23 protein-coding genes are annotated in these 25,336 nt (G+C 49.1%); 13 read left to right on the top strand and 10 right to left on the bottom strand.

Annotated elements, in window-relative coordinates:
- Positions 1-119: 119 nt before the first annotated feature.
- The gene (locus AC6ESO_RS20915; RefSeq protein WP_497093073.1) at positions 120-932 is read left to right on the top strand and encodes a helix-turn-helix domain-containing protein; all 813 of its coding nucleotides are present in this window, start codon (positions 120-122) and stop codon (positions 930-932) included.
- 58 nt (positions 933-990) lie between these two features.
- Here AC6ESO_RS20915 and AC6ESO_RS20910 read toward each other — a convergent pair whose 3' ends face one another.
- The 5 genes from AC6ESO_RS20910 to AC6ESO_RS20890 all read right to left on the bottom strand — a co-directional run bounded on the left by AC6ESO_RS20910 (position 991) and on the right by AC6ESO_RS20890 (position 6,250).
- Positions 991-2,076: a GerAB/ArcD/ProY family transporter gene (locus tag AC6ESO_RS20910; RefSeq protein WP_497093072.1), complete on the bottom strand. Its 1,086-nt coding sequence runs from the start codon at positions 2,074-2,076 to the stop codon at positions 991-993.
- A gap of 18 nt (positions 2,077-2,094) precedes the next feature.
- Positions 2,095-3,249 carry a Ger(x)C family spore germination protein gene (locus AC6ESO_RS20905; protein WP_497093071.1) on the bottom strand — a complete coding sequence of 385 codons (1,155 nt, stop codon included), beginning with the start codon at positions 3,247-3,249 and terminating at the stop codon, positions 2,095-2,097.
- 1 nt (position 3,250) lies between these two features.
- Entirely contained in the window at positions 3,251-4,744 is a 1,494-nt protein-coding gene (locus AC6ESO_RS20900) for a spore germination protein (RefSeq protein WP_497093070.1), read from the bottom strand.
- Positions 4,745-4,881: 137 nt separating this feature from the next.
- Positions 4,882-5,817: an SPFH domain-containing protein gene (locus AC6ESO_RS20895; protein ID WP_497093069.1), complete on the bottom strand. Its 936-nt coding sequence runs from the start codon at positions 5,815-5,817 to the stop codon at positions 4,882-4,884.
- 7 nt (positions 5,818-5,824) lie between these two features.
- Positions 5,825-6,250: an NfeD family protein gene (locus tag AC6ESO_RS20890; protein ID WP_497093068.1), complete on the bottom strand. Its 426-nt coding sequence runs from the start codon at positions 6,248-6,250 to the stop codon at positions 5,825-5,827.
- A gap of 157 nt (positions 6,251-6,407) precedes the next feature.
- Between AC6ESO_RS20890 and AC6ESO_RS20885 the strand changes: the two genes are divergently transcribed.
- The 4 genes from AC6ESO_RS20885 to AC6ESO_RS20870 all read left to right on the top strand — a co-directional run bounded on the left by AC6ESO_RS20885 (position 6,408) and on the right by AC6ESO_RS20870 (position 10,046).
- Entirely contained in the window at positions 6,408-7,187 is a 780-nt protein-coding gene (locus AC6ESO_RS20885; protein ID WP_497093067.1) for a phytanoyl-CoA dioxygenase family protein, read from the top strand.
- A gap of 296 nt (positions 7,188-7,483) precedes the next feature.
- Positions 7,484-7,855 (top strand): iron chaperone, encoded by a 372-nt coding sequence (locus AC6ESO_RS20880; protein WP_497093066.1) that lies wholly within the window; start codon positions 7,484-7,486, stop codon positions 7,853-7,855.
- Between the two features lie 15 nt (positions 7,856-7,870).
- Positions 7,871-8,827, top strand: a complete 957-nt coding sequence (locus tag AC6ESO_RS20875) for a D-2-hydroxyacid dehydrogenase family protein (protein WP_497093065.1) — start codon at positions 7,871-7,873, stop codon at positions 8,825-8,827.
- 190 nt (positions 8,828-9,017) lie between these two features.
- Positions 9,018-10,046: a class I SAM-dependent methyltransferase gene (locus AC6ESO_RS20870; protein ID WP_497093064.1), complete on the top strand. Its 1,029-nt coding sequence runs from the start codon at positions 9,018-9,020 to the stop codon at positions 10,044-10,046.
- Positions 10,047-10,167: 121 nt separating this feature from the next.
- Here the strand turns inward: AC6ESO_RS20870 and AC6ESO_RS20865 are convergent, their stop codons facing one another.
- Both AC6ESO_RS20865 and AC6ESO_RS20860 read right to left on the bottom strand, forming a co-directional pair.
- Positions 10,168-11,241 (bottom strand): phosphodiester glycosidase family protein, encoded by a 1,074-nt coding sequence (locus AC6ESO_RS20865; RefSeq protein ID WP_497093063.1) that lies wholly within the window; start codon positions 11,239-11,241, stop codon positions 10,168-10,170.
- A complete protein-coding gene (locus tag AC6ESO_RS20860; protein ID WP_497093062.1) occupies positions 11,238-11,660 on the bottom strand; it encodes a hypothetical protein in 423 nt (140 codons plus the stop codon). Before AC6ESO_RS20860 ends, AC6ESO_RS20865 begins: the two co-directional genes overlap by 4 nt.
- A gap of 519 nt (positions 11,661-12,179) precedes the next feature.
- Here AC6ESO_RS20860 and AC6ESO_RS20855 point away from each other — a divergent pair.
- The 3 genes from AC6ESO_RS20855 to AC6ESO_RS20845 all read left to right on the top strand — a co-directional run bounded on the left by AC6ESO_RS20855 (position 12,180) and on the right by AC6ESO_RS20845 (position 15,137).
- Entirely contained in the window at positions 12,180-12,923 is a 744-nt protein-coding gene (locus tag AC6ESO_RS20855) for an SDR family NAD(P)-dependent oxidoreductase (protein WP_497093061.1), read from the top strand.
- Positions 12,924-13,062: 139 nt separating this feature from the next.
- Positions 13,063-13,680: a TetR/AcrR family transcriptional regulator gene (locus AC6ESO_RS20850; RefSeq protein ID WP_497093060.1), complete on the top strand. Its 618-nt coding sequence runs from the start codon at positions 13,063-13,065 to the stop codon at positions 13,678-13,680.
- Positions 13,681-13,826: 146 nt separating this feature from the next.
- The gene (locus tag AC6ESO_RS20845; protein WP_497093059.1) at positions 13,827-15,137 is read left to right on the top strand and encodes an epoxide hydrolase family protein; all 1,311 of its coding nucleotides are present in this window, start codon (positions 13,827-13,829) and stop codon (positions 15,135-15,137) included.
- A 111-nt stretch (positions 15,138-15,248) separates the two neighbouring features.
- Here the strand turns inward: AC6ESO_RS20845 and AC6ESO_RS20840 are convergent, their stop codons facing one another.
- Genes AC6ESO_RS20840 through AC6ESO_RS20830 form a run of 3 tightly spaced genes read right to left on the bottom strand, consistent with a single transcriptional unit; the run spans position 15,249 to position 18,968 of the window.
- Entirely contained in the window at positions 15,249-16,352 is a 1,104-nt protein-coding gene (locus AC6ESO_RS20840; RefSeq protein ID WP_497093058.1) for a GerAB/ArcD/ProY family transporter, read from the bottom strand.
- Positions 16,353-16,359: 7 nt separating this feature from the next.
- Positions 16,360-17,508, bottom strand: coding sequence for a Ger(x)C family spore germination protein (locus tag AC6ESO_RS20835; RefSeq protein WP_497093057.1), 1,149 nt, complete (start codon positions 17,506-17,508; stop codon positions 16,360-16,362).
- Between the two features lie 11 nt (positions 17,509-17,519).
- On the bottom strand, positions 17,520-18,968 hold the full coding sequence (locus AC6ESO_RS20830; RefSeq protein WP_497093056.1) for a spore germination protein: 1,449 nt from the start codon (positions 18,966-18,968) through the stop codon (positions 17,520-17,522).
- A gap of 266 nt (positions 18,969-19,234) precedes the next feature.
- Here AC6ESO_RS20830 and AC6ESO_RS20825 point away from each other — a divergent pair, with 266 nt between their 5' ends.
- The 5 genes from AC6ESO_RS20825 to AC6ESO_RS20805 all read left to right on the top strand — a co-directional run bounded on the left by AC6ESO_RS20825 (position 19,235) and on the right by AC6ESO_RS20805 (position 25,316).
- On the top strand, positions 19,235-20,152 hold the full coding sequence (locus AC6ESO_RS20825; RefSeq protein ID WP_497093055.1) for a tyrosine-type recombinase/integrase: 918 nt from the start codon (positions 19,235-19,237) through the stop codon (positions 20,150-20,152).
- A gap of 189 nt (positions 20,153-20,341) precedes the next feature.
- A complete protein-coding gene (gene hppD / locus AC6ESO_RS20820; protein WP_497093054.1) occupies positions 20,342-21,454 on the top strand; it encodes a 4-hydroxyphenylpyruvate dioxygenase in 1,113 nt (370 codons plus the stop codon).
- Positions 21,455-21,485: 31 nt separating this feature from the next.
- Positions 21,486-22,094: a flavin reductase family protein gene (locus tag AC6ESO_RS20815; protein ID WP_497093053.1), complete on the top strand. Its 609-nt coding sequence runs from the start codon at positions 21,486-21,488 to the stop codon at positions 22,092-22,094.
- Positions 22,095-22,124: 30 nt separating this feature from the next.
- The gene (locus AC6ESO_RS20810) at positions 22,125-23,291 is read left to right on the top strand and encodes a homogentisate 1,2-dioxygenase (RefSeq protein WP_497093052.1); all 1,167 of its coding nucleotides are present in this window, start codon (positions 22,125-22,127) and stop codon (positions 23,289-23,291) included.
- A 30-nt stretch (positions 23,292-23,321) separates the two neighbouring features.
- Entirely contained in the window at positions 23,322-25,316 is a 1,995-nt protein-coding gene (locus tag AC6ESO_RS20805) for an AMP-binding protein (protein WP_497093051.1), read from the top strand.
- Positions 25,317-25,336 lie beyond the last annotated feature (20 nt).

Below are 25,336 nucleotides of genomic sequence, written 5' to 3'. Positions count from 1 at the left end.
GAACTTGCAAATCTATCATATAGGAAGAGGGATTCGGCTGTCGGTAGACGAACTAGTAGATTAGGTGTCAAAAACTGACTTTATTTCGACGAATTACCCAAGACTGGAGCTGCTGCCGATTGATTCCTCTTTATTTGCATGAACCTTACCGACTGGAAATGGGCGGTCAGTTTATGTCCGATGAAACCTGGTCGCATATGGACCGAACGATTTACGATTACGAGCTCATTATTGGCGTTTCCGGTGTTGTATTCATGGAAGCGGATGGCCTTATGTACGAGGTAAAAGCAGGCGATATCCTATTCCTTATGCCCGGTGAGCGACATCGCGGGTACCGGCTTTCATTGCCGGGTGTCTCTTTTTATTGGTTTCATTTTCATCTGCCAGATGCACAAGGAAATGAACCAATACGCCTCGTACCCCGATATGCGGAGTGCTCGAATCAGAGCCGAGTCCATATTTTAGCTCGGCAATTGCTTCATGCAGCGAACGGCGGCTATCGAATTCCGCGAGCGGGGGACTATTTTCTGACCTGTCTGCTGATTGAGCTGGCGGAACAGCTTGAACATTCGAATGAGCTGGAAGCGATGGACCCAAGGCTGCCGCAATTGCTGGAATGGACGCGGCTTCACGCACTCGATCGCGATATTTCCGTAGAACGGATCGCCGCCCATTTGGGCTATAACAAAGATTACCTCTCTCGCATGTTCAAGCAGAAATTCGGTTCCGGCCTCCTCAACTATATTCATCACATCAAGCTGGAGACGGCGAAGGAGATTCTTGCGGATTCGAAGCTTCACGTGAAAGAAGTGGCGGTACAGGTAGGTATCGGGGATGACAAGCAGTTTGCAAAATGGTTCAAGCGACTATCCGGCGTGACGCCGACTGCCTATCGGGAGGCTTTTGCACGGACGCGGTTGAATAAAGGGTAATAATTATTTCGAGGGACGGGGCAGAAGAGGGGATCGCGCTTAATCGCATGGAAGGCCTCTAAATCTTGGAAAAGCGCTTTCTAAAGCTGCCAATCATCCATAACAGCAACGGGATCCCGATGAGGAATATGGGGAAAACGACGTTTTTCCAGAAGTCAGCGAAGATCACCTGGGATTCGTCCACATTACGAGGGAACAGGGCGACGATGAAGATGAGAGCGCCGACGATCCATAGCAAATGCCGCCATTTGCGAATTTGAAACAATTGTGCGGATCCGTAGCTGGCCATGAACACATAGAGGCTTACTTTGATGAAAACGGTGAAGCTCATCCCGACGACCAAGAAAATATCGAGGTTTTGAACGAACTCCATGACGGAAATATATTGACTAATGGAGTAGACAGGGTAAACAAGTTTGCCTGGAACTGTGTTGCCCAGAATCATCAATAAGTCGACGGCACTGTTCAATAGGATGAAGCCTGCGATTCCTACTCCCCATAAACCAGAGGATACGGCCTTCCTTTTATCCACAAGAAAAGCGACCAGCATCACAATCATGACCGATTCGCTCAAGAAAGAAGCGGCCGGCGCGCTACCTGTTATCACCGGCAGCCAGCCCTCTGTTGGCTTGAGCGGAAGAAGCCGATCCAGGTGTAAATCTTTAAGAGATAGAATTCTGAACAACAAGATGTTAAAGAGAATGATGGGTCCGATGACTTCGCTGCACCGTCCGACGATATGGATGCCTCCGTGTACCGCGTATAGGATGACTAACAAGATAAACAAGATGATGACCCATAGAGGAGTCAGCACAAACAAGGCCATATGAACGAAGTCCGAGTACTGTCGCAGAATAAAACCGGCTACGGTAATCCACAGAAGCAGATACACGAATATGATCGTCCTGCCGAGCCATTTCCCTATAATTTTCGGGACAAATTCGACGAACGTGTCCTCCGGATAGAGAAGGCTTAGCTTTATCGCGATATAGGTAACAAGCACAGAAGCCAAACCAGCCAATAGTATGGCTAGCGGTGCACCTTGCTTGGCCACTTTGAATGTTGGGCTAAGCGTTAGCATGAGCGTCATGCCGACTTCCATCGAAAACAACAGCCAAAACAATTGATATTTCGTGAGCTTCATCTTAGGGCTCCTTACGGATTATTCATTATTGGGCGGCGGCCCTTGGAGTCCAATTCGGCGAATCTTCACGTGCGAATGAACGGTTATTTTCGCATCGGAGAACGCTTGCTCCCATCTGGCGTTCAATACAGCCCAAGCTTCTGGATGCTGTCGATTCAGTGTTTTCCCAAAATGAAACACATCCACTTTGAACTGGTCCTGCGCTTTATGAATCGCACTCAATACGGCCGTCTCAATTTGATGGTTCAGCTCGGCTTCATATAGGCGAAGATTATCGGGTTTTCGAAGATCTAATCCCGCAAGACTCTCGAGAATGACTCCGTTGCCTTTCAATTCGACTTCAATTTTCACTCGACTGCTGCCTTCGACTGAAGTGTGTACCTTGCTTTTCGGGTTTCTAATATTCACGTTGAACGTTCCAGTACCATTAGACAAGGCCATCGAGATTGGAACGTTATCTGTTTCATCAATTACCCATAGCCGATAAACGGATTCCATCCTATCGAAATAACCGACTAATTGCTCCTTACGGTTAAGAACCGCGCGGCCATATAAGAGTATCGTTTTTTTTCGAAGTTTCGAATCGTAAATGATTTCTACGGCAGGGAGGGTAGGGCCGCTTCCTTCGACGTTTTGTTCGATTAATAGCTCCAATAACGAATTGCCTGTTTTCTTGCCAAGACTATGTCTTAATTTAGATAAGGCGATAGAAGGCATCTTCTCAAGGGGATAGGACATTTGCATAAATGCAAGAGCGGTTCCCCCTTTAACAACCCAAATATCCGATTTGAGCCGGCTGTCGGGATCCCGTGTTACCGAGTCCATAAGATTCGCGATGCCGGACGCTGCCATCTTTTCTCCGATGTAGATATTATTGCGATGTCCCCGGGTTATTCTTCGCGACAGCTTTAACTGCAAATCGAAGAGACAATCAGACACGGTCGATCCGATCCCTGTTTCGATTAAGTACGATTGTTTCTCTCCACCGCCGGCTTCCCCGGATTTAGAAGGAACCATGAATTGTCCGATTAGCAATAGCTTCCCATTCTCCAGCCGATCGACACCGGAACCGAGTTCGAATAAACGGTCATTCAATTCACGGCGATCCCAGCATCCGGTTAAGAGAAGCAGGCAAATGATGGCCGCCAGCAAGCCAGATCGTTTGCTCCGCATATTACCTCCGCTTAGGCTTTCTTATAATCGAGGCTTTAAGTGAAAACTTCTTCCACCAAGGAACGCGTATGAGAACGTCTTTGATTTGATCCGGCTGAAAAGGAGCGATAGGGGATAAGTAGGGAACTCCGAACGACTCCAATCTGGCCATATGGATTAAGATGATGAGTGTTCCCATGGCGATACCGTACAAGCCAAGCGCTCCGGAAATAAGCAGAAGCGGAAACCGCAGAATACGGAAAGGAATGCTCATGTTATAACGCGGAATGGCGAAGGACGCAATTCCGGTTAAGGAGACGATGATGACCATCGGTGCCGACACGATTCCCGCCTGGACCGCGGCTTCCCCGATAACCAGGGCACCGACGATGCTAACGGCAGAGCCTACGGCTTTGGGCAGGCGTACGCCCGCCTCTCGTAAGCCTTCGAACAGAAATTCCATCAGCAGGGCTTCGATGACACCGGGGAACGGCACGCCTTCGCGGGCTGACGTGATGCTCAGCAAGAAGTTCGTCGGAAGCAGCTGCGGATGGAACGTCGTAATTGCGACGTACATCGAAGGCAGGTACAAGGAAATGGTAAACAGAATAAATCGGGTCCACCTGACCAGCGTGGCATAGATGAATCGCTCATAATAATCCTCGACGGCTTGAAAGGCCGTCCAGAACGTGATCGGCACGATTAGGGCAAGAGGCGTTCCATCGGTTAGAATCGCGATTCTCCCTTCCATTAGGCTGGCTGCCACGATATCCGGACGCTCGGTATTCATGACTTGAGGGAAAGGACTGAAGGATGTATCTTCAATGAATTCTTCGATATATCCGGATTCCAGAACAATATCCATTTGAATGTCGGACATTCGCTGTTTGACGAGTTCAACTAAGTCCGGACGCGCTTTTCCCTCGACATAGGCAATGATGATTCTAGTCTTGGAATACGTTCCAACAGTGACAGAGACAAACTTGAGTGTTGGCGATTGAATTCTTCGACGCAAGAGACTTGTATTGGTTTGAAGCGTCTCGGTAAAGCTTTCTCTTGGCCCGCGGACAGCCACTTCGTTGGCCGGCTCTTCGACTCCCCGGTGCTCGGAACCGGACATATCCAGCATAATCGCTTCCGGCTCGCCGTCTACGAAGACAACCAGGCAAGCACGCAAGATCGATTCGACGATTTCTTGCAAACGGCTTTCGTTACGGATCGGCCGTACGATAGCAAAATGATCTTTCAAGATGGGGAAGTCGACCGTGTCTTGGCCGACGCGGGTACCGCTTTTCTCTAATAGCCAGGATTGAAAGAGCGGCGATTTGATTTCGTTCTTATCGATCATACCGTCGACGTAGACCATGAGAATCGTACAATTGTCGGACAAATCAACCCGTTGAAAAATGATATCAAAGCAATGCTCGAATAGTTGCCGGAGCATCGCTTCATTCTCGCCTAAGTCGGCGCTGATCATCTCCCGGGGATAGGAAACGGGATTTCGAGAGGAGATCAAGACGTCACAGCTCCCTCAATTTTTCCATATTATGCTACGGAAATGGATCCTTTATACGAACAGGGGGCAATAGAAAAAGGCTACCGATTGTAATCGGTAGCCTTTAACATGGAAGGGAGGAGAGGTGTACCCATCAATTATTTGGGGTTGGTAATATCGAATATTTTGCCAATCATACCGGCTGAACCCAGCGCATTCACTGCGTCGGTTGGGATAAAGATGGTGGTTGCCCGGCCCTCCGCCATTTGACCAAGAGCCTCGAAAGATTTATAGGCAAGAATCTGAGCATCCAGACCGGCTACCTTGATCGCCTCGATTCTCGCTCGTTCCGCGTTCGCGACATGTTTAATCGCTTCCGCTTTTCCGATCGCTTCCAGCTCTTGCGCCTTTTGCTTGGCTTCCGCATCCAAGATTTGCCGCTTCTTCTCTGCTTCGGCTGCAAGGACGACTGCAGCTTGCTGCGCCTCAGCGCGCAGTACGGTTGATTGCTTCTCGCCTTCAGCCTGCAGGATGATGGCGCGTTTCTCGCGTTCAGCCCGCATTTGTTTCTCCATTGAATTCTGAATATCGGCAGGAATGGCTAATTGCAGCACTTCGACGCGGTCGATACGAACGCCCCAATTTTCGGATGCCTGATCAAGCACCAGACGCAAATCTGTTTGGATGCGGTCGCGGTTGGAGAGGATTTCGTCCAATTCCATCTTACCGATCGTCGCACGCAGCGCCGAAGCCACTATGTTATGTATGCCGCCAACGTAGTTGGCAATGCCATAAGTGGCGAGCTTGGCATCAACGACACTGAAGAACGTAGCGAGCTCTATGCCGATCGCGACATTGTCCTTCGTAATGACGGATTGCGAAGGAACCGTTTCCTGATGGATTCTAAGGTCGTGGCGACGCCGGATTTTATCAATAACCGGAATGATTAAATTCACCCCGGCGTGAAGCGTTTTATTGTATTTTCCCAGTCGCTCTACAATCGCTACGGTTTGCTGCGGAATGATGCGAATCCCCTTGATTACAACGGCAACCACTACTGCCAGAATAACGATAAAAACGATAATCCCAACCAATCTGCATCTACTCCTTTGTCACGAATAATTTGGTTACTCGAACCTCTGCTACAGTTACTTTGCTTCCTTCTTCAATTCTTTCGTTAGCTACCGCGGACCATATCTCGCCATGGAGTTTGACCAAACCGGCTTCGTCCGGAGAAATCGTCTGAACGACAAATGCTTCTTGTCCCACCAAATAATCGGAGAGCTGTGGGATCATGGATTTTGATGAAGAGGGGATTAGTTTACGAAGGAGAGGCAGCAGGAAGATATACATCAGGGCAATCGCAACAACGAACGTGAAGCATTGAACCAAGATCGGGAGTCCCGCAAGTGCGGTAATCATGGTGAGGACGGATGCGGCAGCAAGGAGTAGAAAATAGAACGTCCCCGTATGCAGCTCGATCAGTACGAGCACGGCAGTCAGAATCAGCCAAGCTAAGGCGTACATGAATCTCCTCCTTCAGAAAGCGTCCATTTCTATTCGTATGTTTCTACTTCTAGTTCAGAACATGAAGCCGATATATGCCAATAAAATCCTGCAAACCGATGTCCGATCACCTATACTAATAGTGAAGATTAGAGAAGCATAAGGAGGACATGCCCGAATGGATATGCACCAGATGCTAGAAGAGCTTGGCGTTACTGAAGATACGCTAAGTGCCGAGGAGAGGCAGACGCTCGATGAACAAGGTTACATTGTTTTCGAAAGATTGATTGACGAAGCATGGCTGGAGGTACTTAGAGGGAAGTATGAGGAACTCATGGCCAAAGCAGCGGGTACAATTGCCCATCAACGTGAAGCCGGAACGAGAAGGCTGTTTGATTTGGAAAATCAAGGACCTGTATTCGATGGGCTTTATACGTTGCCGAAGGTAGTTGCCTCCGTCGCCTATTTGATCCAACGGGAGTTCAAATTTGTGACTTTGAACGGACGTGATGCCGTACCCGGAGAAGGACTTCAATCCTTGCACAGCGATTGGCCTTGTGCGCCGGGAGGGCCTATTAATGCGGTCACCTGTGTGTTGATGCTGGATGACTTTACACTTGAGAACGGATCAACCCGCGTCGTACCGGGAACGCATCGCTCGGGAGTTAACCCCGTTACAGATTGGGAAAGCGGTAAGGCGCTTGAGTCTCATCCGGATGAAATACAATTGCTTGCGCCATCAGGTTCCGTTGCAGTGATGGTTAGCCATCTGTGGCATGGGGGAACAACAAACCGAACATCAGGAACACGCAGAGCCGTGCATCCTTTCTATATGGCGAGGGATCAGCATCAATCGCCCGGACATTTGAACGCCAAGGAGTATATCCGCGTCAAAACCTATAAGCGCCTTTCCCCGGCGGCACGTTATCTGCTCGATGTGGAGTGGGACACGATCTAATTAAATTCGCAGGAACAGTGTTTTGCAGCGTGGTTTCCGTGAATAATGAGAAGATCCGGATTGGTGTGGGAGGTACGAATTGCGATTTGAAAATAGTTTTGCGAGTTGGCGCCATGCTTCTATTAATGTGGTTAACTATTTGGTTTGTGAGTCAGTGGAACGTGTTTCTGCAGCAGCGAGAAGTGGAGAAAAATACTGGTACAAAACGCGGATCGATGACAGCGATAGCCAGATGGAATCAAACGGTATGCGGCAGCGATTTTTTTTGAGATTCAGTTATTCCGGGAGGGAACAACGTGGAAGTTTTTGCAGATTATTTAGAAGGTATTGAAAACCCGCAGCATCGCGCTCGAACGGAAGAAGTTTTAGAATGGGTAGCTGCTACATTCCCCGATCTAGAGCCTAAATTCGCTTGGAAGCAGCCTATGTATACAGACCACGGGACGTTTATTATTGGTTTTAGCGTATCCAAACAGCATTTGGCTGTTGCCCCTGAGAAAGCAGGGATGAATGAGTTTGCTGCTAGAATTAAGGAAGCTGGCTATACGCAAACCAAGCTGTTATTTCGAATCGAGTGGGATAGTCCGGTGGATTACGCATTACTTGAGCAAATCATCACATTTAATAGGATGGATAAAGCAGATTGTTCAACTTTTTGGCGGGCATAAGGAGGCACTATAATAATGAGGCTACGTTGTGCGATACTGGACGATTATCAGGAAGTGGCGTTGACTGCCGCGGATTGGTCGCCGATTCTGGACAGGGTGGAAGTTAAGAGCATTACGCGGCATATCGATCAACAGGATGAACTGGTCGAGCTGATTGCCGATTGTGAGATTGTCGTCATTATGCGGGAGCGGACGCCATTCCGCGAATCCCTTCTGGACAAGCTTCCTCGTTTGAAACTGCTCATTACGACAGGTATGCGCAATGCTTCGATTGATCTGAATGCAGCCGCTTCGAGAGGTATAATCGTATGCGGAACCGGTGGCGCCGGCAATGCGACAGCCGAACTCACATGGGCATTACTACTCGCCTTATCCCGAAATATCGTGCAGGAGCATAACGCAATAAGAAGCGGCCAGTGGCAAAGCACCATCGGCGTAGATTTGCACGGCAAGACGCTTGGTGTACTTGGACTTGGTAAATTAGGCAGCCAGATCGCAAAATTCGGACAAGTGTTCGGCATGAATGTTATGGCATGGAGTCAGAATTTAACGCAACTTCGAGCGGACGAGATCGGGGTGAAATTAGCAGCTTCCAAGGAAGCGCTTCTGGAGAACAGTGATTTTGTATCGATCCATCTCGTGTTGAGCGAGCGGACAAGAGGATTAATTGGTGCAGAGGACCTTAAGCGTATGCGTCCTACTGCGCGGCTAATCAATACTTCCCGAGCTCCAATCGTTGATCAAGCAGCACTTGCGGAGGCCTTACAGAGCGGGTGGATCGCCGGAGCCGCAGTAGATGTGTTCGAGGTGGAGCCGTTGCCGAAGGACGATCTATACCGATCGCTTCCGAATCTGCTAACTACGCCTCATATCGGCTATGTATCACAAGCCGGTTACGCGAAATTTTATTCGGACATCGTTGAAGATATTGAAGCCTATTTAGCCGGTGCTCCGGTCCGAATCTTTGCCTAATCGCTGTTGCAAGAGCAGTTTACTGCAGAAATATTCGAAACTCTGAGCCCAAGATCGGTTTGAATTTTTCTTAGAGTCGCACGAATTATTTGTTCGGAAGGAGAAATGACCCACATACTATAAGGTGGCACATTGTAAAAGTGCTATCATTCCTTCTCAAGGAGGTAATCATCTGGATTTCAATAACCTATTGAACTTTAACATGGGCGGGTACACACGCAACATACCGCTGAAAAATTCATTTGGCAACGTGTTTCCCGTATTAAATGATGAACTCCTCGCACAACTACTTAATATACAACACGGAGAGCACGTCCTCGATATTGGCGGCGGATCCAATCCATTTTCCCGCGCGAATACGGTAACAGAGCCCTTCTTAACCCATAACTCTCATCGTTCAGGAGCAGGTATTGACACAGGTTTTGATTATGTGGAATGTTTCGCCGAGAAAATGCCCTTTACGGATAAGAGTTTTGATTTTGCGTTATCACGCCAAGTGTTCGAACACACCGTTTCACCCAGGGACGCGTGCGAAGAAATGATGCGAGTTGCCAAGCGCGGGTTTATCGAAACGCCGCAGAAAATTTTCGAGCTACTGCTGGGTCCTAATCCGTCGCATAATTGGTTTGTATCCCTACAGGGGGGGACGATAATCTTCGAGCGCCGGCAATTTATACGTCATCCGCTCGGTCATCTTTCGCTAAGCGCCGTACCTTCTTCACCGGAGCTTCAAGTTCTCACGCATTGGGAATTCAAAAACCTCAGCAATGTTCAATATTATTGGGAAGGCGCTATTTCGTACGAAGTGTTTGATGATCCAAACGGGTTTGATTATAATAACCCGGACCATGCTTCACAATCGCATCTGGATGTTGCACTTTGTGCACTCCGGCAAGGTGGATTTTATCTTCATCACCGGGAAGCAGATGCCAGAGAAGCAGTGCGATTGAAGCCCAATTGGGCGCTCGCCCGTAACACACTCGGCATGATCTTGTGGAAACAAGGGAAAATACTCGAAGCATCGGCAGAGTTCGCCCATGCACTTATCTTAGATTCTCGCGAGGAATACGCTCACAATGCTCATCTCTCAACCGACGATGTGCCGGTGCTTGTAAGTTTCGAAGATACACTTGCGATGGATGAAGTTTTCTATAAACGATACAGCCTAAGCAGCTTTTTTGATATGAATGCGTATCTGCACCAACCACATGTGAAATAATAGAAAAGCGTGGATACACGTGGGCTTACGGACAAAGGATGGTCTGATTCACGAAAATGGTTCGTGATCCAGATCGTGATGACGTTAATGATGAAATACTGTTTCATTTCTATGAGCATACTTACTTGAAAAAGAGAAAATGGGTCGGAACCGGGCGAAGTCGTCCGTCCGACGGATGATTGACGACGCGGCCATTGAAGACGAGCGTCGACGAACCTCCACCGTCCAGGTTGTACCCATCGATCGCACCGTACCGCTGAAGCAGAAACTGCGTTTCCTGAAGCGTTGCGCCTGAACTGCCATTCTCGTTGCGTCCGTCTATGACGAGAAAGAGCAGCTGGTTGTCCTTATAATTAGCAATAATTGTCCGAGGCGCGCGCAATGGGCTAGTCCGCCATTTGTCCGGGATCGGCTGTGCACTTCCATTTTGCAAGAGCACCGGAACAAATGAAGCACCGAACTTCGGATTTTCGCTATCCAGATGCGATTTACTCGAATACTTGCCACCGATGAGCTCTAACTTATCGTTTAGTCCGACGAAGAACAAATCTTTAAAGGACGGAGAGAAGCCGTTCAAATAATTGCCGTTCATTACAGTGGTACCTAGCGGATAACGTTTGTTGCCATCATCAGCGAAGCCGCCGGCATTCACACCGGCTATGGCATGGTAGCGACCAACAGCCGCAAGCGTTGTCTCCGCTCCGCCGTTTTTGTCTTGGCCGAGGACCATTTTCATGGCATCGGGCGATTTCAGTTTAATCTTAAGCGCATACCCCTTGAAATACTGCGCATGAATCACAAATAGCTGCGCACGGACGTTATCCGACTCTATCTGCTGCGTTGGTGCACCGATCTTCCGCGTAATGCGCCGATCATAGATCCGATAGGGACGATTTGCCTGTGCGCCGGCGATCGAAACGATGGCATCCATGTTTTTGTTCGTTGTCGTATAAAGCTGGATTGATTTCTTGAGTGATTTGGCTGTGACGAGCGCGGTCTTCTTGGCCTGGTCTAAACCTGCTGTCAGCTTCCCGGTGTCCTCTGGAATATTAGCATGCGATAAAACCAGCTTCGGATAAGTACTGTCCGGAAGCGTGACGGACAGATCCGCGGCCATCAGCCAAATGGCTAGCCCGATGAACGGCGCGCATGCCATCAGACAAAATCGGTTGATTTGTTTAATGCTCAGCGTCATTTCAACACGTCCAAACTTTTCTGCAGCTCGGCCAGTTTTTTCTTAACCTCGTTCAGCTGCGAGAACAGCTTGTTGCTGTTGTCGGTTTTGTTATTTGTATTATCTTTAGTAAACTCCAATAATTCATTAAGTGCGTCGACCTTGCCTTGCACCTTATTCAACTCACCAGAAAAATCAGTCTGCATTTGCTTCAGCTGTGCATCGTAATTTTGCTGCATTAATGTAATTTGCTGCGCTGTTTGAGCGCTAATGTCTTGTGTCAATTTATCCTTCACTTGGCCGGTATACCAGACTGTGCCTACAACGCCACAGCTGATTAGCAGCACCCAGGCTGCAAGAAACACCGGAACGGATGACTTTGTTTTGCGGGAAGCTCGCTCGACTGATCGATTTGCAGACGTTGGGAAGTTTGTTTCCATGCTATGAATCTCTCCTCTTACTATCATTCAGAACTTATATTTTACCACAAAAAGTAGTAGGGTTGAAAGGAAGGGGGAGAGATAGAGAATAACTGCATGGCGTGAGACTTTTTGAATCAACCCGCGGCATTTTGTTCTTCGTTCTTTATTCCTTCCTGTTTGAATTTTCGCCGTTGCCTATCATAGTTCTCACGATCATCTCTATTGTCCAGAAAGCCGTATACTTTCGCGAAGCAAGTAGAACGGGTAAATAACAACTCGAGTGTTGACGATTTGGCGCAATTAAGTGAACTAAATCCGTAAACTAAATCCATAAATAAAAGCTGCCGTCTAATTCGGCAGCTTTTATTTTTTTGAGAGGGGGATACGAAAGAAACGATAACAGTTTCCTGACTTTATCGATATGAAATCAAGTACTACGATGATTTTTTGGAGTTGACAATCCAAAATTGGTTTGTTAGTATGGGTTCTGAGGAATGGAGTAAACACTCCAAAAAAACAAAAAGGGGATAGAACAATATGATTTCGAAACAATCAACAGCACTTATTACAGGAGGAACAAGCGGAATTGGTCGGGCAGTTGCGAATCAACTCGCCGCACAAGGCGTCCATGTCGTGGTTGCGGGGCGCAATGCGGAGCGTGGCGAACAGACGATTAAGGCTATCCGCGCAGCGGGAGGAAAGGCGGATTTCGTGCAGACGGATCTTAGCGATGCGTCGAGCGCAAGAAGCCTGGCTAAGCGAGCAGTCGAACTAGGTAACGGACGAGTCGACATTCTTGTCAACAATGCAGGCGTCTTCCCATTTGGACCGACGCATGAAACGACGGAGGATGATTTTGAACGCGTGTATGCGCTGAACGTCAAAGCACCCTATTTTCTAGTCGCCGAATTGGCGCCGCTGATGGCGGAGAGTGGCAAGGGGGCGATCGTCAACATCTCGACGATGCTGGCCGATTACGGAATGTCGGGTATGAGTCTATACGGTTCGAGCAAAGCGGCTATCAACCTGCTTACCAAAGCGTGGGCAGCCGAATACGGCCCAAGCGGTGTCCGTGTCAATACCGTTAGTCCAGGACCTACGCGCACCGAAGGAACTGATGCCATGGGCGAAGGTCTTGATCAACTTGCGGCCCAAGCACCGGCAGGCCGTCCTGCATCAGCGGATGAGATTGCCGAAGCTGTCGTCTTCCTCGCGACGGATCGTGCCAGCTTCATTCATGGCACAAACCTTGCCGTCGACGGTGGACAAACCGCAGTTTAATTATTGAAGACGCACCACTTTGTTGACGATAGGAGCTGCGTTGACTTGGATTCAATTTTTCTTTTTCCGGCATACCTCAAACAGCTTTTTTATGGATTGTAAAATCCATTTTTGTTATACTACATGCATGGAAAATATAATGGATGTAAAAAAACCAGAGCAGCGGCTGACGAAAAAAGGAAAAGAAACACGCGCACGTATCGTCGCTGCCGCGGCCAAATTGATGTTTGATCGCGGCGTTGCGGGTACAAGCGTGGAAGACGTGCAGCGGGAGGCTAAGGTCAGTGCCTCCCAGCTGTACCACTACTTCAAGGAGAAGCGCGATCTCGTATTGGCGGTTATAGTGTATCAGACCGAACAGGTGCTGGATGCCCAGGAGCCTCTGCTAAGCCATTTGGATAGCATGGAGTCGCTTCGCTCGTGGCGCGATGCAGTTGTGAAGCTTCAAATTGAACGGCAATTCCAAGGTGGCTGTTCGATTGGCTCGCTTGCCAGTGCGCTGGCGGATACAGATCCGGAAGCTCGAAGCGAACTCGTAGCCGGATTTATGCAATGGGAGCTCGCCATTCGCAAAGGAATTCGCGCAATGTATGACCGTGGAGAGCTAAGAGCCGATGCGGACCCGAACCATCTCGCGCTTGCGCTGTTGACTGCACTTCAGGGAGGGCTTCTCCTTACTCAGGTTAGAAAAGAGACGAATCCGCTCGAAGCGGTGTTGGACGCCATGCTCGCGCATATCGGTACGTTCATCGTCTGAAATGCCGGCAGATCATGCTGTAGATATGCTGAGCCGCGTTTGCGCGGCTTTTTTTTTATTTTGAAATAGCGGATAATTGTTCTGCTTTGTTAGGAACCTAATGATAAAGATAACCCATTACCTTTCTTAAAGGAGCATGCCTACAATTGCATTTAAACAGCAGCAAGTTCTGGTTTCGATTGGCCATGCTTGTGACTTTATCCCTAGTATTGACGACGTTCGGCGCGATATCCCTAACAGTAAGTGCGAACTCGTATGGAGCCCCACCTGAATCCGAAGCGGATTCCAAAGCCATTCGACCGTTTCAGGTGCATATTCCGGATGCGGATCTTACCGATTTGCGCAGGCGTATACTTGCGACAAGATGGCCGGATAAAGAAACGGTGTCGGATCAATCGCAAGGCACGCAGCTTGCAACGATGAAGAACTTGGCCCATTATTGGGCGAACGATTACGACTGGCGCAAATTCGAGGACAAGTTGAACGCTCTGCCGATGTTCGTCACCAATATCGATGGGGAGGACATTCAGTTCATTCACGTCCGATCGAAGCATGAAAACGCGCTGCCAATCATCATTATGCACGGATGGCCGGGCTCGATTGTCGAGAAGCTGAAGTTAATCGACCCACTGACCAATCCCACGGCCTATGGCGGGAAGGCATCGGACGCGTTCGATGTCGTCATTCCGTCGATGCCTGGTTTTGGGTTTTCGGGAAAACCGACCACGACCGGTTGGGGTCCAGACCGCATAGCTCGTGCTTACGGAGAGCTGATGAATCGACTTGGTTACAAGAAGTATGTGGCGCAAGGCGGCGACTGGGGTGCTATTATAGCAGAAGTAATGGCGGTCCAACAGCCTAGTGGACTGATCGGCATTCACACCAACTTGCCCTTTGTAGTTCCGTCCGATCTCGAGAAGGCGATTCAATCCGGCAAGGGCTGCCCGCCTGGTCTGACAGGCGAAGAAAAACGGGCTTGCGAGCAGCTGGACTTCTTTTACAAGCATGTTGCATACGCCCTGATGATGGGAACTCGCCCGCAGACGCTTACGGGGCTTGCGGATTCGCCCATAGGTATGGCCGCTTTTATGCTGGACCATGACGCGAAAAGCCTGGATTTGATAACGAAGGCATTCAACGGACAACCGGAGGGCCTTTCCCGAGACGATGTGCTCGACAACATCACGCTCTACTGGTTGACCAATACGCCGATTTCTTCGGCACGCCTTTACTGGGAAAACAAATACCCGTTCTTTGGCACCTATGGCGTCAAACTTCCCGTTGCCGTGAGCGTTTTTCCTGACGAGGTCTATGAAGCGCCGAAGAGCTGGACGCAGAAGGCGTATCCGAATCTTATCTACTACAATAAGCTCGACAAGGGCGGACACTTCGCGGCGTGGGAGCAGCCGATGCTTTTTGTGGATGAACTTCGCATTGGACTCAGACCTCTACGCTAATTTAGCCCTGAAAGAATAGGATTAAGATTATTAGACAACAAGAAGCCGGTATCTCTGGAGATACCGGCTTCTCGCTCGATGATGAAGGCGATCGCATCATTCAAGTCATACTCATGCCGAGCCGTCCTTCTTCATCAGGCGACCGTTATTTCTCCATTTGGCCGCTACAATGAAGAGAGCTGGAAACGCCACGGCGAATAAAGAGTAGTATTCGAACAAATAATTTTTTACCCAATCGAGAAGTTCGACTATATTCATAAACAGCAACGAATACGCGGAAATGATCCACACCATTGGATAAATCACAATGTTTCGCTTCTCAATTTTGAACAACTGACAAACGCCGGAAACGGCGCAATAAAATAGTATGCACAGCTTCATACAGACTACCAGCACGATATTTACGGCCAGAATCGCTTCCAAATGCTCAATGAAGCCGGTAAATCTCATTTCTCGGAATATCGAAAAGATGGGGTAAACCAATTTTTGCCCGCGATACACACCAAGAACCCCAATCGAAATAAAAACGCACCCCGTCAACATTAAGCCAGAGAAAGCGATTCCCGTAATAAACGGGATTTTCACTTTTCCCTGCACAAACGGTATGAACATCAAGAACGCCACTGTCTCCATAAAGGGGAACGCCAACACGAATCGGGTTTGAATAATGACATCGCTAAGCTGGAAAGGGTAGGAGACGTGAAAATAACGCCAATTCCACTCCCGCATCATGATGACTATCGGAACCCAAAACGCTAAATAGAGGTAAGGCACCAGAAGTTCGTTCACCAAGGCGATTGATTCAATCCCCTTCGACACGGCGTACGCACTGACAAGCAAGATCATGATATGGAAAAAAGAAATAGGTGTGCGTGGCATAAGGTTAATATGCATGAAATCACCAAGTTCGCGGGTAACCCACGATGCAATTTGGATGAAAAAGATGATATACAGTAAAGAGATAAAGCCGCCAGCCCACTTGCCGAATGCCTGCAAAGCGATCTCGACAAGTGTCTTTCCCGGATACAGCTTGGCAAGGTACAAGTAGCCGAAAGCAAGCACCAGCCCATACAAGGTCGCCCAAATGACGACAACCCAACCATATTGTTTTGCGCTTGAGATGATTGGGCCGGGCAGCAGAATAAATGCAGTTCCGATGACATAGACTTGCGTCATCAAATGAAACTGCCACGCGCTGAGCCGGATGGGTATCATATGCTTTTCATCCTTCCTTGCCTTCCTTGGTATAGGGATCACTCTTGTTGCCGGTCGTCGTAATGTCAGAAGAGACTATGAAATTCACGAGCGTCTGCCGCCATGTAGCCGCAGTAGCCCCTTCATCCTGCAAGCCCAACAGATCCCAGTTATTCCGCTTTCCCAATACAACCATCTTCTTCGCTTTTTCTGCTACGACGCGATTAAACGCCTTTTCGATCATGTGTAAGTTTTCCAATGTTAAATTGGTATTCTGTGTGTTATTCAATATGCGGAGATCAGCATGAATGAGGATGTTGAGACGATTGGCGGATCGGTCCCATTTTCGTTTCACTTGGACGTTACTCGTCTCGACGTCAACGTAATTTCCACCTACTTTAACCGTTTCTGTGAATTTCCGATATTTAGTGTTCAGGATGTGGTAATAGTATTTATTCTCACTGTCCAAGCGTCCTACCATGCGTCCTTTGAAGAACACCGCGCTGTCCGCAAAAAAGGAAGGGGCTTGTTCGCTGACATCAATCTGCTCCATTCTCTCCGTAGTATCCGCCGGTTTGCCGCGGTAGTGGATCATCGGTATGAGTGTCGGCAGTTGGAATTCCATTCCTGTCACGATGTCTTTGACACGGATCGGCTCTACGCCTCCCGTAAAGGACCCCCGCGATAAAATGCGAACAAGCGAAGTGGCATGGCGTCCGGGCACCTTTTCGAGTGTCGTAAAGCTGTTCATAACGTCCTTTAGAGGGGAATCCGTTACAAACAGATAAACATTCATGCGCCATTCGGGTGTCGTTTCCAAGTAGTTAAGGATATCAATGATACCTTGACGGGCTACCTCTTCGGATAATATATAGCACTGCAAATGTGAAGTGAAAAGCAAACGCGGCATCATCGTGGACGTTTTCTGCATGAACCTGCCCAAGCTATATTCCTTGAAACGATAGGTGTAAACCGACGCTTTGGATCCGCCGCTTTGCCTGGAGGAAAGGGCCGGCGGGTTAATTACTTGGTAATAAGCGATATACATACCCGTCGATGGTTCCCGGTCGATGCCGAATGTGGTGACGATGGCCAGTTCGTTGATTTCCTTCTTGTCCCAGCAGCCTGAACAGAGAAATAAGGCGATTAGTAAGATCAAGAGCCATAATTTTCGCATTGTTCGGCCCCCTATTTTTTTCTAGAGAACATCTGAGGTGTTCGTTTCATCCAGAACCGAGGAACGCGCAGGATCGTGTCTTTGAAGTCTGACAGAACCAAAGGCGCGATGGGAGACATGTACTTCACTCCGAAGGAACGCAAAGAGACTAGATGGATCAAGACAAACAATGTCCCGCACAGGATGCCGTATAACCCCATAAAGCCGGCCAGCAGCATGAACACGAACTGGAGGATCCGCTGCGCAACGCCAAAGCCATAAACAGGCGACACGAAGTTGGAGATGGCCGTGATCGAAACGACAATAACCATCGCCGCGGAGACAAGTCCAGCTTCGACCGTCGTCATGCCGAGTACGAGCGCGCCTACGATGGAGATCGATTGACCGGCAATCCGAGGCATTCGCAAACCGGCTTCACGCAAAATTTCGAACGTGACCATCATGATCATGGCTTCCAGGAACGCCGGGAAAGGAACGGCTTCCCGTTGTGCGGCCAAATTTATCAAGAGCGAAGTCGGTAGCAGCTCCTGGTGGAAGGTGACCACGGCAATGTATAAAGGAGGGATGAAGACCGAGAGCATGAAAGCGAACATGCGCAACCATCGCGAAAGTGTTGCGATATCCGGCCTTTGGTAATAATCTTCCGGTGAAGAGAAGAGTTGAAAAAAAGTCACCGGACCGATCAAGGCAATCGGAGTGCCGTCGGTGAGAAGCGCTACTTGCCCTTCCAACAATTTGCCCGTTACCGCGTCCGGCCGTTCTGTCCCGATGAGTTGCGGGAACGGTGACCACGTCTTGTCTTGGATCCAATCTTCCATATATGAGCTTTCCAGAATGCTGTCAGTTTGGATAGCCTGCAGCCTGCGACGAAATTCTTCTACGACCTCAGCGGAGGCTACGTCAGGTAAATAGGTCAAATACACTTTGGTCATCGTCTTCGTCCCGATGGTCATCTGTTCAAACACCAAATTTTCGCTTTTGAGTCGTTTGCGAATGAGAGCCACGTTCCGACCGATGTCTTCGACGAAGCCTTCCCGTGGTCCGCGTACGGTGGCTTCCGTCTGTGGCTCGGTTACACTGCGATAGTCATTGCGTTTGACGTCAAAGCTTAGGAAACGGTTTATGTGCGTTGGAATGAGGAGGCACTGGCCCTCCAGCAGCAGGCGGATGCCCTCATCGGCATCTGTCCATTCCTTGTTTTGGACGAAGGGAATGTGGCGATGAAACCAGTCTAGGTCATCCATATCAAATTCCTTTTCCTCTTCAAGAGGAACGGCGGCAAGCATAGGTTTGACCACAAACTCATCCACCAGAGCCGATTCCACAATCGAGGATAGATAGAGGCAGGTGAAAGCCGCAGATCCACGGAGAGGGAATGGTCGAATGACGAAGTCAGGGGCTCCCTTCATACGATCTCGGATTTGCTCCTGCATCGGCACGGGAACGGAAAGATTAGGCACTGTTGAACCCTCCATCATCGGCAAGGTAAGGAAATTTAAGGCAGATTGAACCCACGATCATACGTTATTCTGTACAATCATTAGAAAAATATACCACTGAAGCTAGTCCGGACCGTAGTCCTCTAGTTTGTGAAATAGAATCGGTTAAAACCATGCATGTTCGCCCAAAACCATGCTATAATAAAGTGCGCAAAACACATATTTTGCGCACTTTCGTTTCAGATCGACAATATTCATCAAAGTCAGCCTACCATAGAGGTGAATCCATGCCCCAAAACTACGAAATCGATGAAATTTACGAGGAAGAGCTGCGCGCTTTTCACATATGGATGAAACAAGCAGGATATACCCCAACAACACAAAGAGAGTATAAGAGAGAAGCATATTCGTATCTTCAATCGCTTGATGGGCTCTCGGCACAGAAAGCCGGGAAGATGAATGTGATCGGTTATTTGGTTTCCAAGCAAGATTCTACTGGTGACCGCACGAGGAACAGAACGCTATCCGCCATTCGTTCTTTCTATGCAGCCTTGATCGATTTTGAGATGGCTACAAGAAATCCCGCGCTGGAAGTCAAGAAATCCAAGACGGAGAAAAACAAGAAGCCGGTCTACTTGGAGGAAGAGGAGCTTGTTCAAAGTTTAGCTTTTGTTGATGGCCGGTACCGTGACCGCAATCTTGCGATTTTCTTACTGATGAGCTACTGCGGCTTGCGGGTTGGCGAAGTCCATCGATTGAATCTCAAAGATTTCAAGAAAGCGAAGGGGACGATCGAAGTCTTCGGTAAAGGAAGAAAGTGGAACGAGATTCCTGTACCCGATATGCTAATGTCGATTCTGGTTAAAGTGGAACAGGAAAGAATCGCTCCTTATCGCGAGAAAGAAGAAGCATTCTTCGTCTCTCAGAAGGGGAAACGGCTGTCCATCCGGCAAATTCAGAAGATTGCGGAGCAAACCTTTGCCGCCTTCAAAGCGGACAAACCGGGGCTGACCGATATGAAGCTGTCTTGTCATAAATTACGACATACCTTCGCGACGATGCTGCTTCGAAATGGCGTCGATATTCGGGTTGTTAAGGAACTGCTTGGCCATTCCTCGATCGAAACCACCATGATTTATACGCATGTCAACGATGATCAGAAGAAACAAGCCATGTCGACCATCAACATTCCGGTGCTGATCTAACTACCTATCCTAATTCACCCAAGAGCTGCCGCGAGGCAGCTCTTTTTCAGTTCCGCGCATATTGGTTAGGATAGTTCATCCTTTAGCTGAATAAATATTAACATAGCTGCTTCGACAACGTCCGCAGGTGCTGAATAAGATAACGGCAAGAGGAAACGGCTCTTGCCGTGAGAAAAAGGGTGAGACATCATGAAAAAACAACGACGGGTTAGCAATCAACCATCGGATTTGTTTCCGGTCAGAGGCATCGACTATCTCGAACTTTATGTCGGCAATGCAAAACAAGCTGCGCATTATCTAAGCAAAGGGTTCGGGTTCAAGGTGGCGGCTTACGCGGGCTTAGAAACAGGGGAATCCTCTAAGGTCTCGTATCTGCTGGAGCAGAATCAAGCGCGTTTTGTTCTCAGTGGTTCGTTATCGCCGGATCATCCGATTGCCGAGTTTGTCAAAAAACACGGTGATGGCGTGAAAGACATCGCTATGCGGATCGACGATGTGGAGAAGGCCTACCGCGAGGCCGTTGCTCGCGGAGGCATCCCGATTATGGAGCCTCGGGAGCACCAGGATGCGAACGGAACCGTAACGACGGCAGCCATTGGCACTTATGGGGATACCATCCATACGTTAATTAATCGGAGTGACTATAAAGGCGTGTTTTTGCCTCATTATGAGGCTTGCGAACTGAACATTCCGCATCAATCGACAGGGTTAATCGGGATTGACCATGTTGTGGGCAATGTGGAGCAGATGGAGGAATGGGTGTCGTATTACGAGAAGGTCATGGGCTTTAAACAGATGATCCATTTCGATGACAAGGACATCTCGACTGAGTATTCGGCGCTTATGTCGAAGGTTATGTTTGGCGGCGGACGGATTAAGTTCCCGATCAACGAGCCTGCGACCGGGAAACGGAAATCGCAGATTCAAGAATTCCTCGATTATTATCATGGCGCCGGCGTCCAGCATATCGCTATATTGTCGAATGACATCATATCGACTGTAATGGCATTAAAAGCTAATGGGATCGAGTTCCTGAGCACGCCGGACAGCTATTATGAAATGTTAACCGAGCGAGTCGGTACAATCGATGAGGAGATTGCGAAGCTCCAAGAATTAAACATTCTTGTAGACCGCGACGATGAAGGGTATTTGCTGCAAATTTTCACCAAACCAATCGTGGATCGTCCAACGTTATTCATTGAAATTATTCAGCGTAAAGGTGCTGTCGGATTCGGAGAAGGCAACTTTAAAGCGCTGTTCGAATCGATTGAACGCGAACAAGCGCGAAGAGGGAATTTGTAAGATATAACGACAAACTTGAGGAGTGGGTGCGATGAAAGTAGATCCTGGCACGCTTGCGTGGAGGGATGCCTACAAGCTGCTGATCGGCTCCGTTCTGCCGCGTCCTATTGCTTTTGTCTCCACTGTAGATCTGCAAGGCAATAGCAATTTAGCTCCCTTCAGCTTCTTTACCGGTATATGCGCGAAACCGATGATGGTCTGTTTTGCGCCGATGATTCGAGGGTCGGATGGGAAGAAGAAGGATACGCTGGCTAATATTGAAGCGACCAAGCAGTTTGTCATTAACATTGTTGGGGAGAAAATTGCCGCACAAATGAATGACTGCGCCATCGAATTCCCCCCTGAGGTGGATGAATTCGCTTATACGGGTCTGACGAAAGTGCCGAGCCACAGCGTGCTGCCTCCGCGTGTACAAGAAAGTGACGTACAGCTTGAATGTACGTTACATCAAATCGTTACGTTTGGCGAGCTTCCCGGCGCCGGCAGCCTAGTGATCGGGCAGGTCGTATGCATCCATGTTCAGGATGAACTATTCGAAGGCGGCAAAATCAACAGTGAATTGCTAAGACCGATTGGCAGAATGGCGGGTCAAACCTACACGAGGGCGATTTCCGACACATTTGAACTGGAAAGGAAGTAAGAGCCGGGAAGTGAAGGGGAGGTGCGGAACATGGCGTTCTATCATCGGATGGGGGAGATTCCGCCGAAACGACATACGCAATTTCGTCAGCCTGACGGTACGCTTTACCGTGAACAAGTGATGGGAACCAAAGGCTTCTCAGGCATCCAATCCATTCTCTATCATCATCATGCGCCGACTGAGATCACGAAAGCGCAATTGCTCTCAGCGAGCAAACCGCAATTTGAGACGCAAGGCGCGCTTCGTCATCGCCATTTTCGCACCAACCGTCTGATCTTAAAAGGGGATGCCATCTACGGCAGGCAATATATGTTCGGCAACGATGACATCTTAATCGGCGTCGCGCATCCTACTGAGGCGATGGATTACTACTACCGCAATGGGGATGGCGATGAATTGATTTTCGTTCACAAGGGGTCTGGCAAGGTCGAGACCATGTTCGGCACCTTGCGCTATCGGCCCGGCGATTACATCGTGATCCCCATAGGAACGATCTACCGGGTCGTACCGGATTCCGGCAAAACAAAGCTTCTCATCGTGGAAACAAACAGCTGGATTACGACGCCGAAACGATACCGGAATGAGCATGGGCAACTGCTGGAGCACAGCCCGTACTGCGAACGGGATATACGGCTCCCCGAACAATTGGAAACGTTTACAGAGAAGGGAGAATATGAAGTACGTACGCGAAAAGGCGGCTATATGCACGCACATATTTTCGCCCATCATCCTCTGGATGTCGTCGGCTGGGACGGCTATCTTTATCCGTGGATATTGAATATTCGCGATTTCGAACCGATTACGGGTCGCATTCATATGCCGCCGCCGATTCATCAAACGTTCGAGGGCAATCAATTTGTGATCTGTTCGTTCTGTCCTAGACTGTACGATTATCATCCGGAATCGATCCCCGCGCCGTATTTTCACAGCAATGTGGATAGCGATGAGGTGCTTTATTATGTGAAAGGGAATTTCGGAAGCCGTAAAGGGATTGAAGAAGGTTCGATGACGCTTCATCCCTCCGGCATTCCGCACGGACCTCATCCCGGCAAAGTGGAAGAGAGCATTGGCAAGAAGGAGACGAATGAACTGGCGGTTATGATCGATACCTTCCGCCCGCTTCATGTCGTTGAGCATCTGCAATCTGTAGAAGATATGAATTACGTATACAGCTGGGTTTCGCGTCCTGATGCATAATCCGGCCGGAACCTGAAGGAGATGCTGAATATGCGGCAAAATCCGGTGTGGTTCCCTAATCAATCGGAGATCGAGCAAACACGATTGTTTCGGCTCATGTCCAAACATGGAATCACCGATTATGAGGCTTTCTATCGCAAATCGATCGACGACATCAGCTGGTTCTGGGAGGCGGTCGTGCGGGACATGGGGATTGAATGGGCCAGTCCCTATAAGCAGGTTGTTGATTTTACAGCCGGCATGAGCTGGCCTTCTTGGTTTACACAAGGGCGGATGAATATCGTTTCGAATGCGGTCGACAAATGGTTGTTGGACCCTGTGGCAGCTGGCGGGAAGGCGATCATTTGGGAAGGTGAGGAGGGGCAAACGCGAACCCTCACCTATACCGAGCTTGCTCAGCAAGTGGATCGTGCTGCACAGGGATTGCGGCGGCAATTGGGATTAAGCGTGGGCGAACGCGTTGCCCTATATATGCCGATGATCCCTGAAACTGTAATAGCGATGCTTGCCTTGGCTAAATTAGGCGCGATAGCTGTTCCGATCTATTCCGGATACAGCGCCGAAGCAGCAGCTAAACGGATGGAAGGATCAGGCTGTAAATATCTCATTACAGCTGACGGCTATTATCGACGAGGAAAGCAGATCCGCATGAAAGAAGAAGCCGACAAAGCGGCTGATGCGGCAGCATCTATCGTGAGGATGGTTGTTGTACGGAGGCTAAACATCCCAATCGCACTTCGGCAGGGGCGTGATGTTGATTGGTCCGAGCTTATGGACGCAGTAGATGGTGAAGATACGAAACTAATCCCAGCAGTACCAATGGATTGCGAAGAGCCATTAATGCTCTTATACACCTCCGGAACAACCGGCGCGCCCAAAGGCATCGTCCATACACACAGCGGATTTCCGCTCAAAGCTGCATTCGACGCCGGTTACGTGATGGACTTCCGGCCCGGTGACACGATGTTATGGATCACCGATATGGGCTGGATGATGGGGCCATTCATGGTGTATGGCACCTTATTGAGTGGCGGTACGATGGTGTTGTACGAAGGGGCGCCGGATTATCCCGGTCCGAACCTGGTATTTAACCTCGTTAATAAACATAAAGTAACGCATCTTGGCGTTTCACCAACGCTAATTCGCAGCTTGATGAAGCACGGCGATGATTGTTACAGGGGATGCGATCTGACTTCGCTCCGGGTCATCGGTTCATCGGGCGAACCTTGGAATCCGGAACCGTGGCAATGGTTATTCCATGATGTCGGTCAGAACAGGATACCCATCGTTAATTATTCAGGCGGCACGGAAATATCAGGCGGTATTTTGGGAAACGTGCTGCTTAAGGCGATTGCTCCGGCAGGCTTTAACACGGCCATTCCTGGGATGCATGCAGATGTGTTCTCACAGGAAGGAGAGCCGGTTCGCGGCGAGGTCGGGGAGTTGGTGCTCAAGAACGTATGGCTTGGGATGGCAAGCGGTTTCTGGCAAGAGCCGCAGCGATACGAGGCGACATATTGGTCGCGATGGCCCGATACTTGGGTGCATGGCGATTGGGTGGAGTTAGATGAAGATGGTTACTGGACGATTACAGGACGCTCCGATGACACGCTTAATGTGGCTGGCAAACGGCTCGGTCCCACGGAAATCGAATCCTTGCTCGTCGAGCATCCTCGTGTGGTCGAAGCAGCGGCGATTGGCGTGCCTGATGATCTGAAAGGAGAAGCAGCGGTTTGTTTTGTCGTTGTAGATCATCCGTTGGTAAACCAACAAGATACGACAGAATTAACTTCAGAACTATATGTATGGGTCGCCAATCGACTTGGCAAAGCATTCAAGCCGTCAGCCATTCACATCGTGGACGCGTTACCCAAAACAAGAAATGCGAAGGTCATGCGAAGAGTGATACGATCCGCTTATTTATCGATTGCTCCGGGCGACCTGTCAGCACTTGAAAATCCTGAATCGTTAGAAGCAATCGGGAAATTAAGAGGGCAGGGGAATTCACCAAGCGGTAGCGGTTGATCACCATATACTGCAAAGGA

The organism is Paenibacillus rhizoryzae (genome assembly GCF_059686995.1).
Note: the sequence above shows the minus strand (reverse complement) of the source record. Positions and strands in the feature narration are given on the sequence as shown.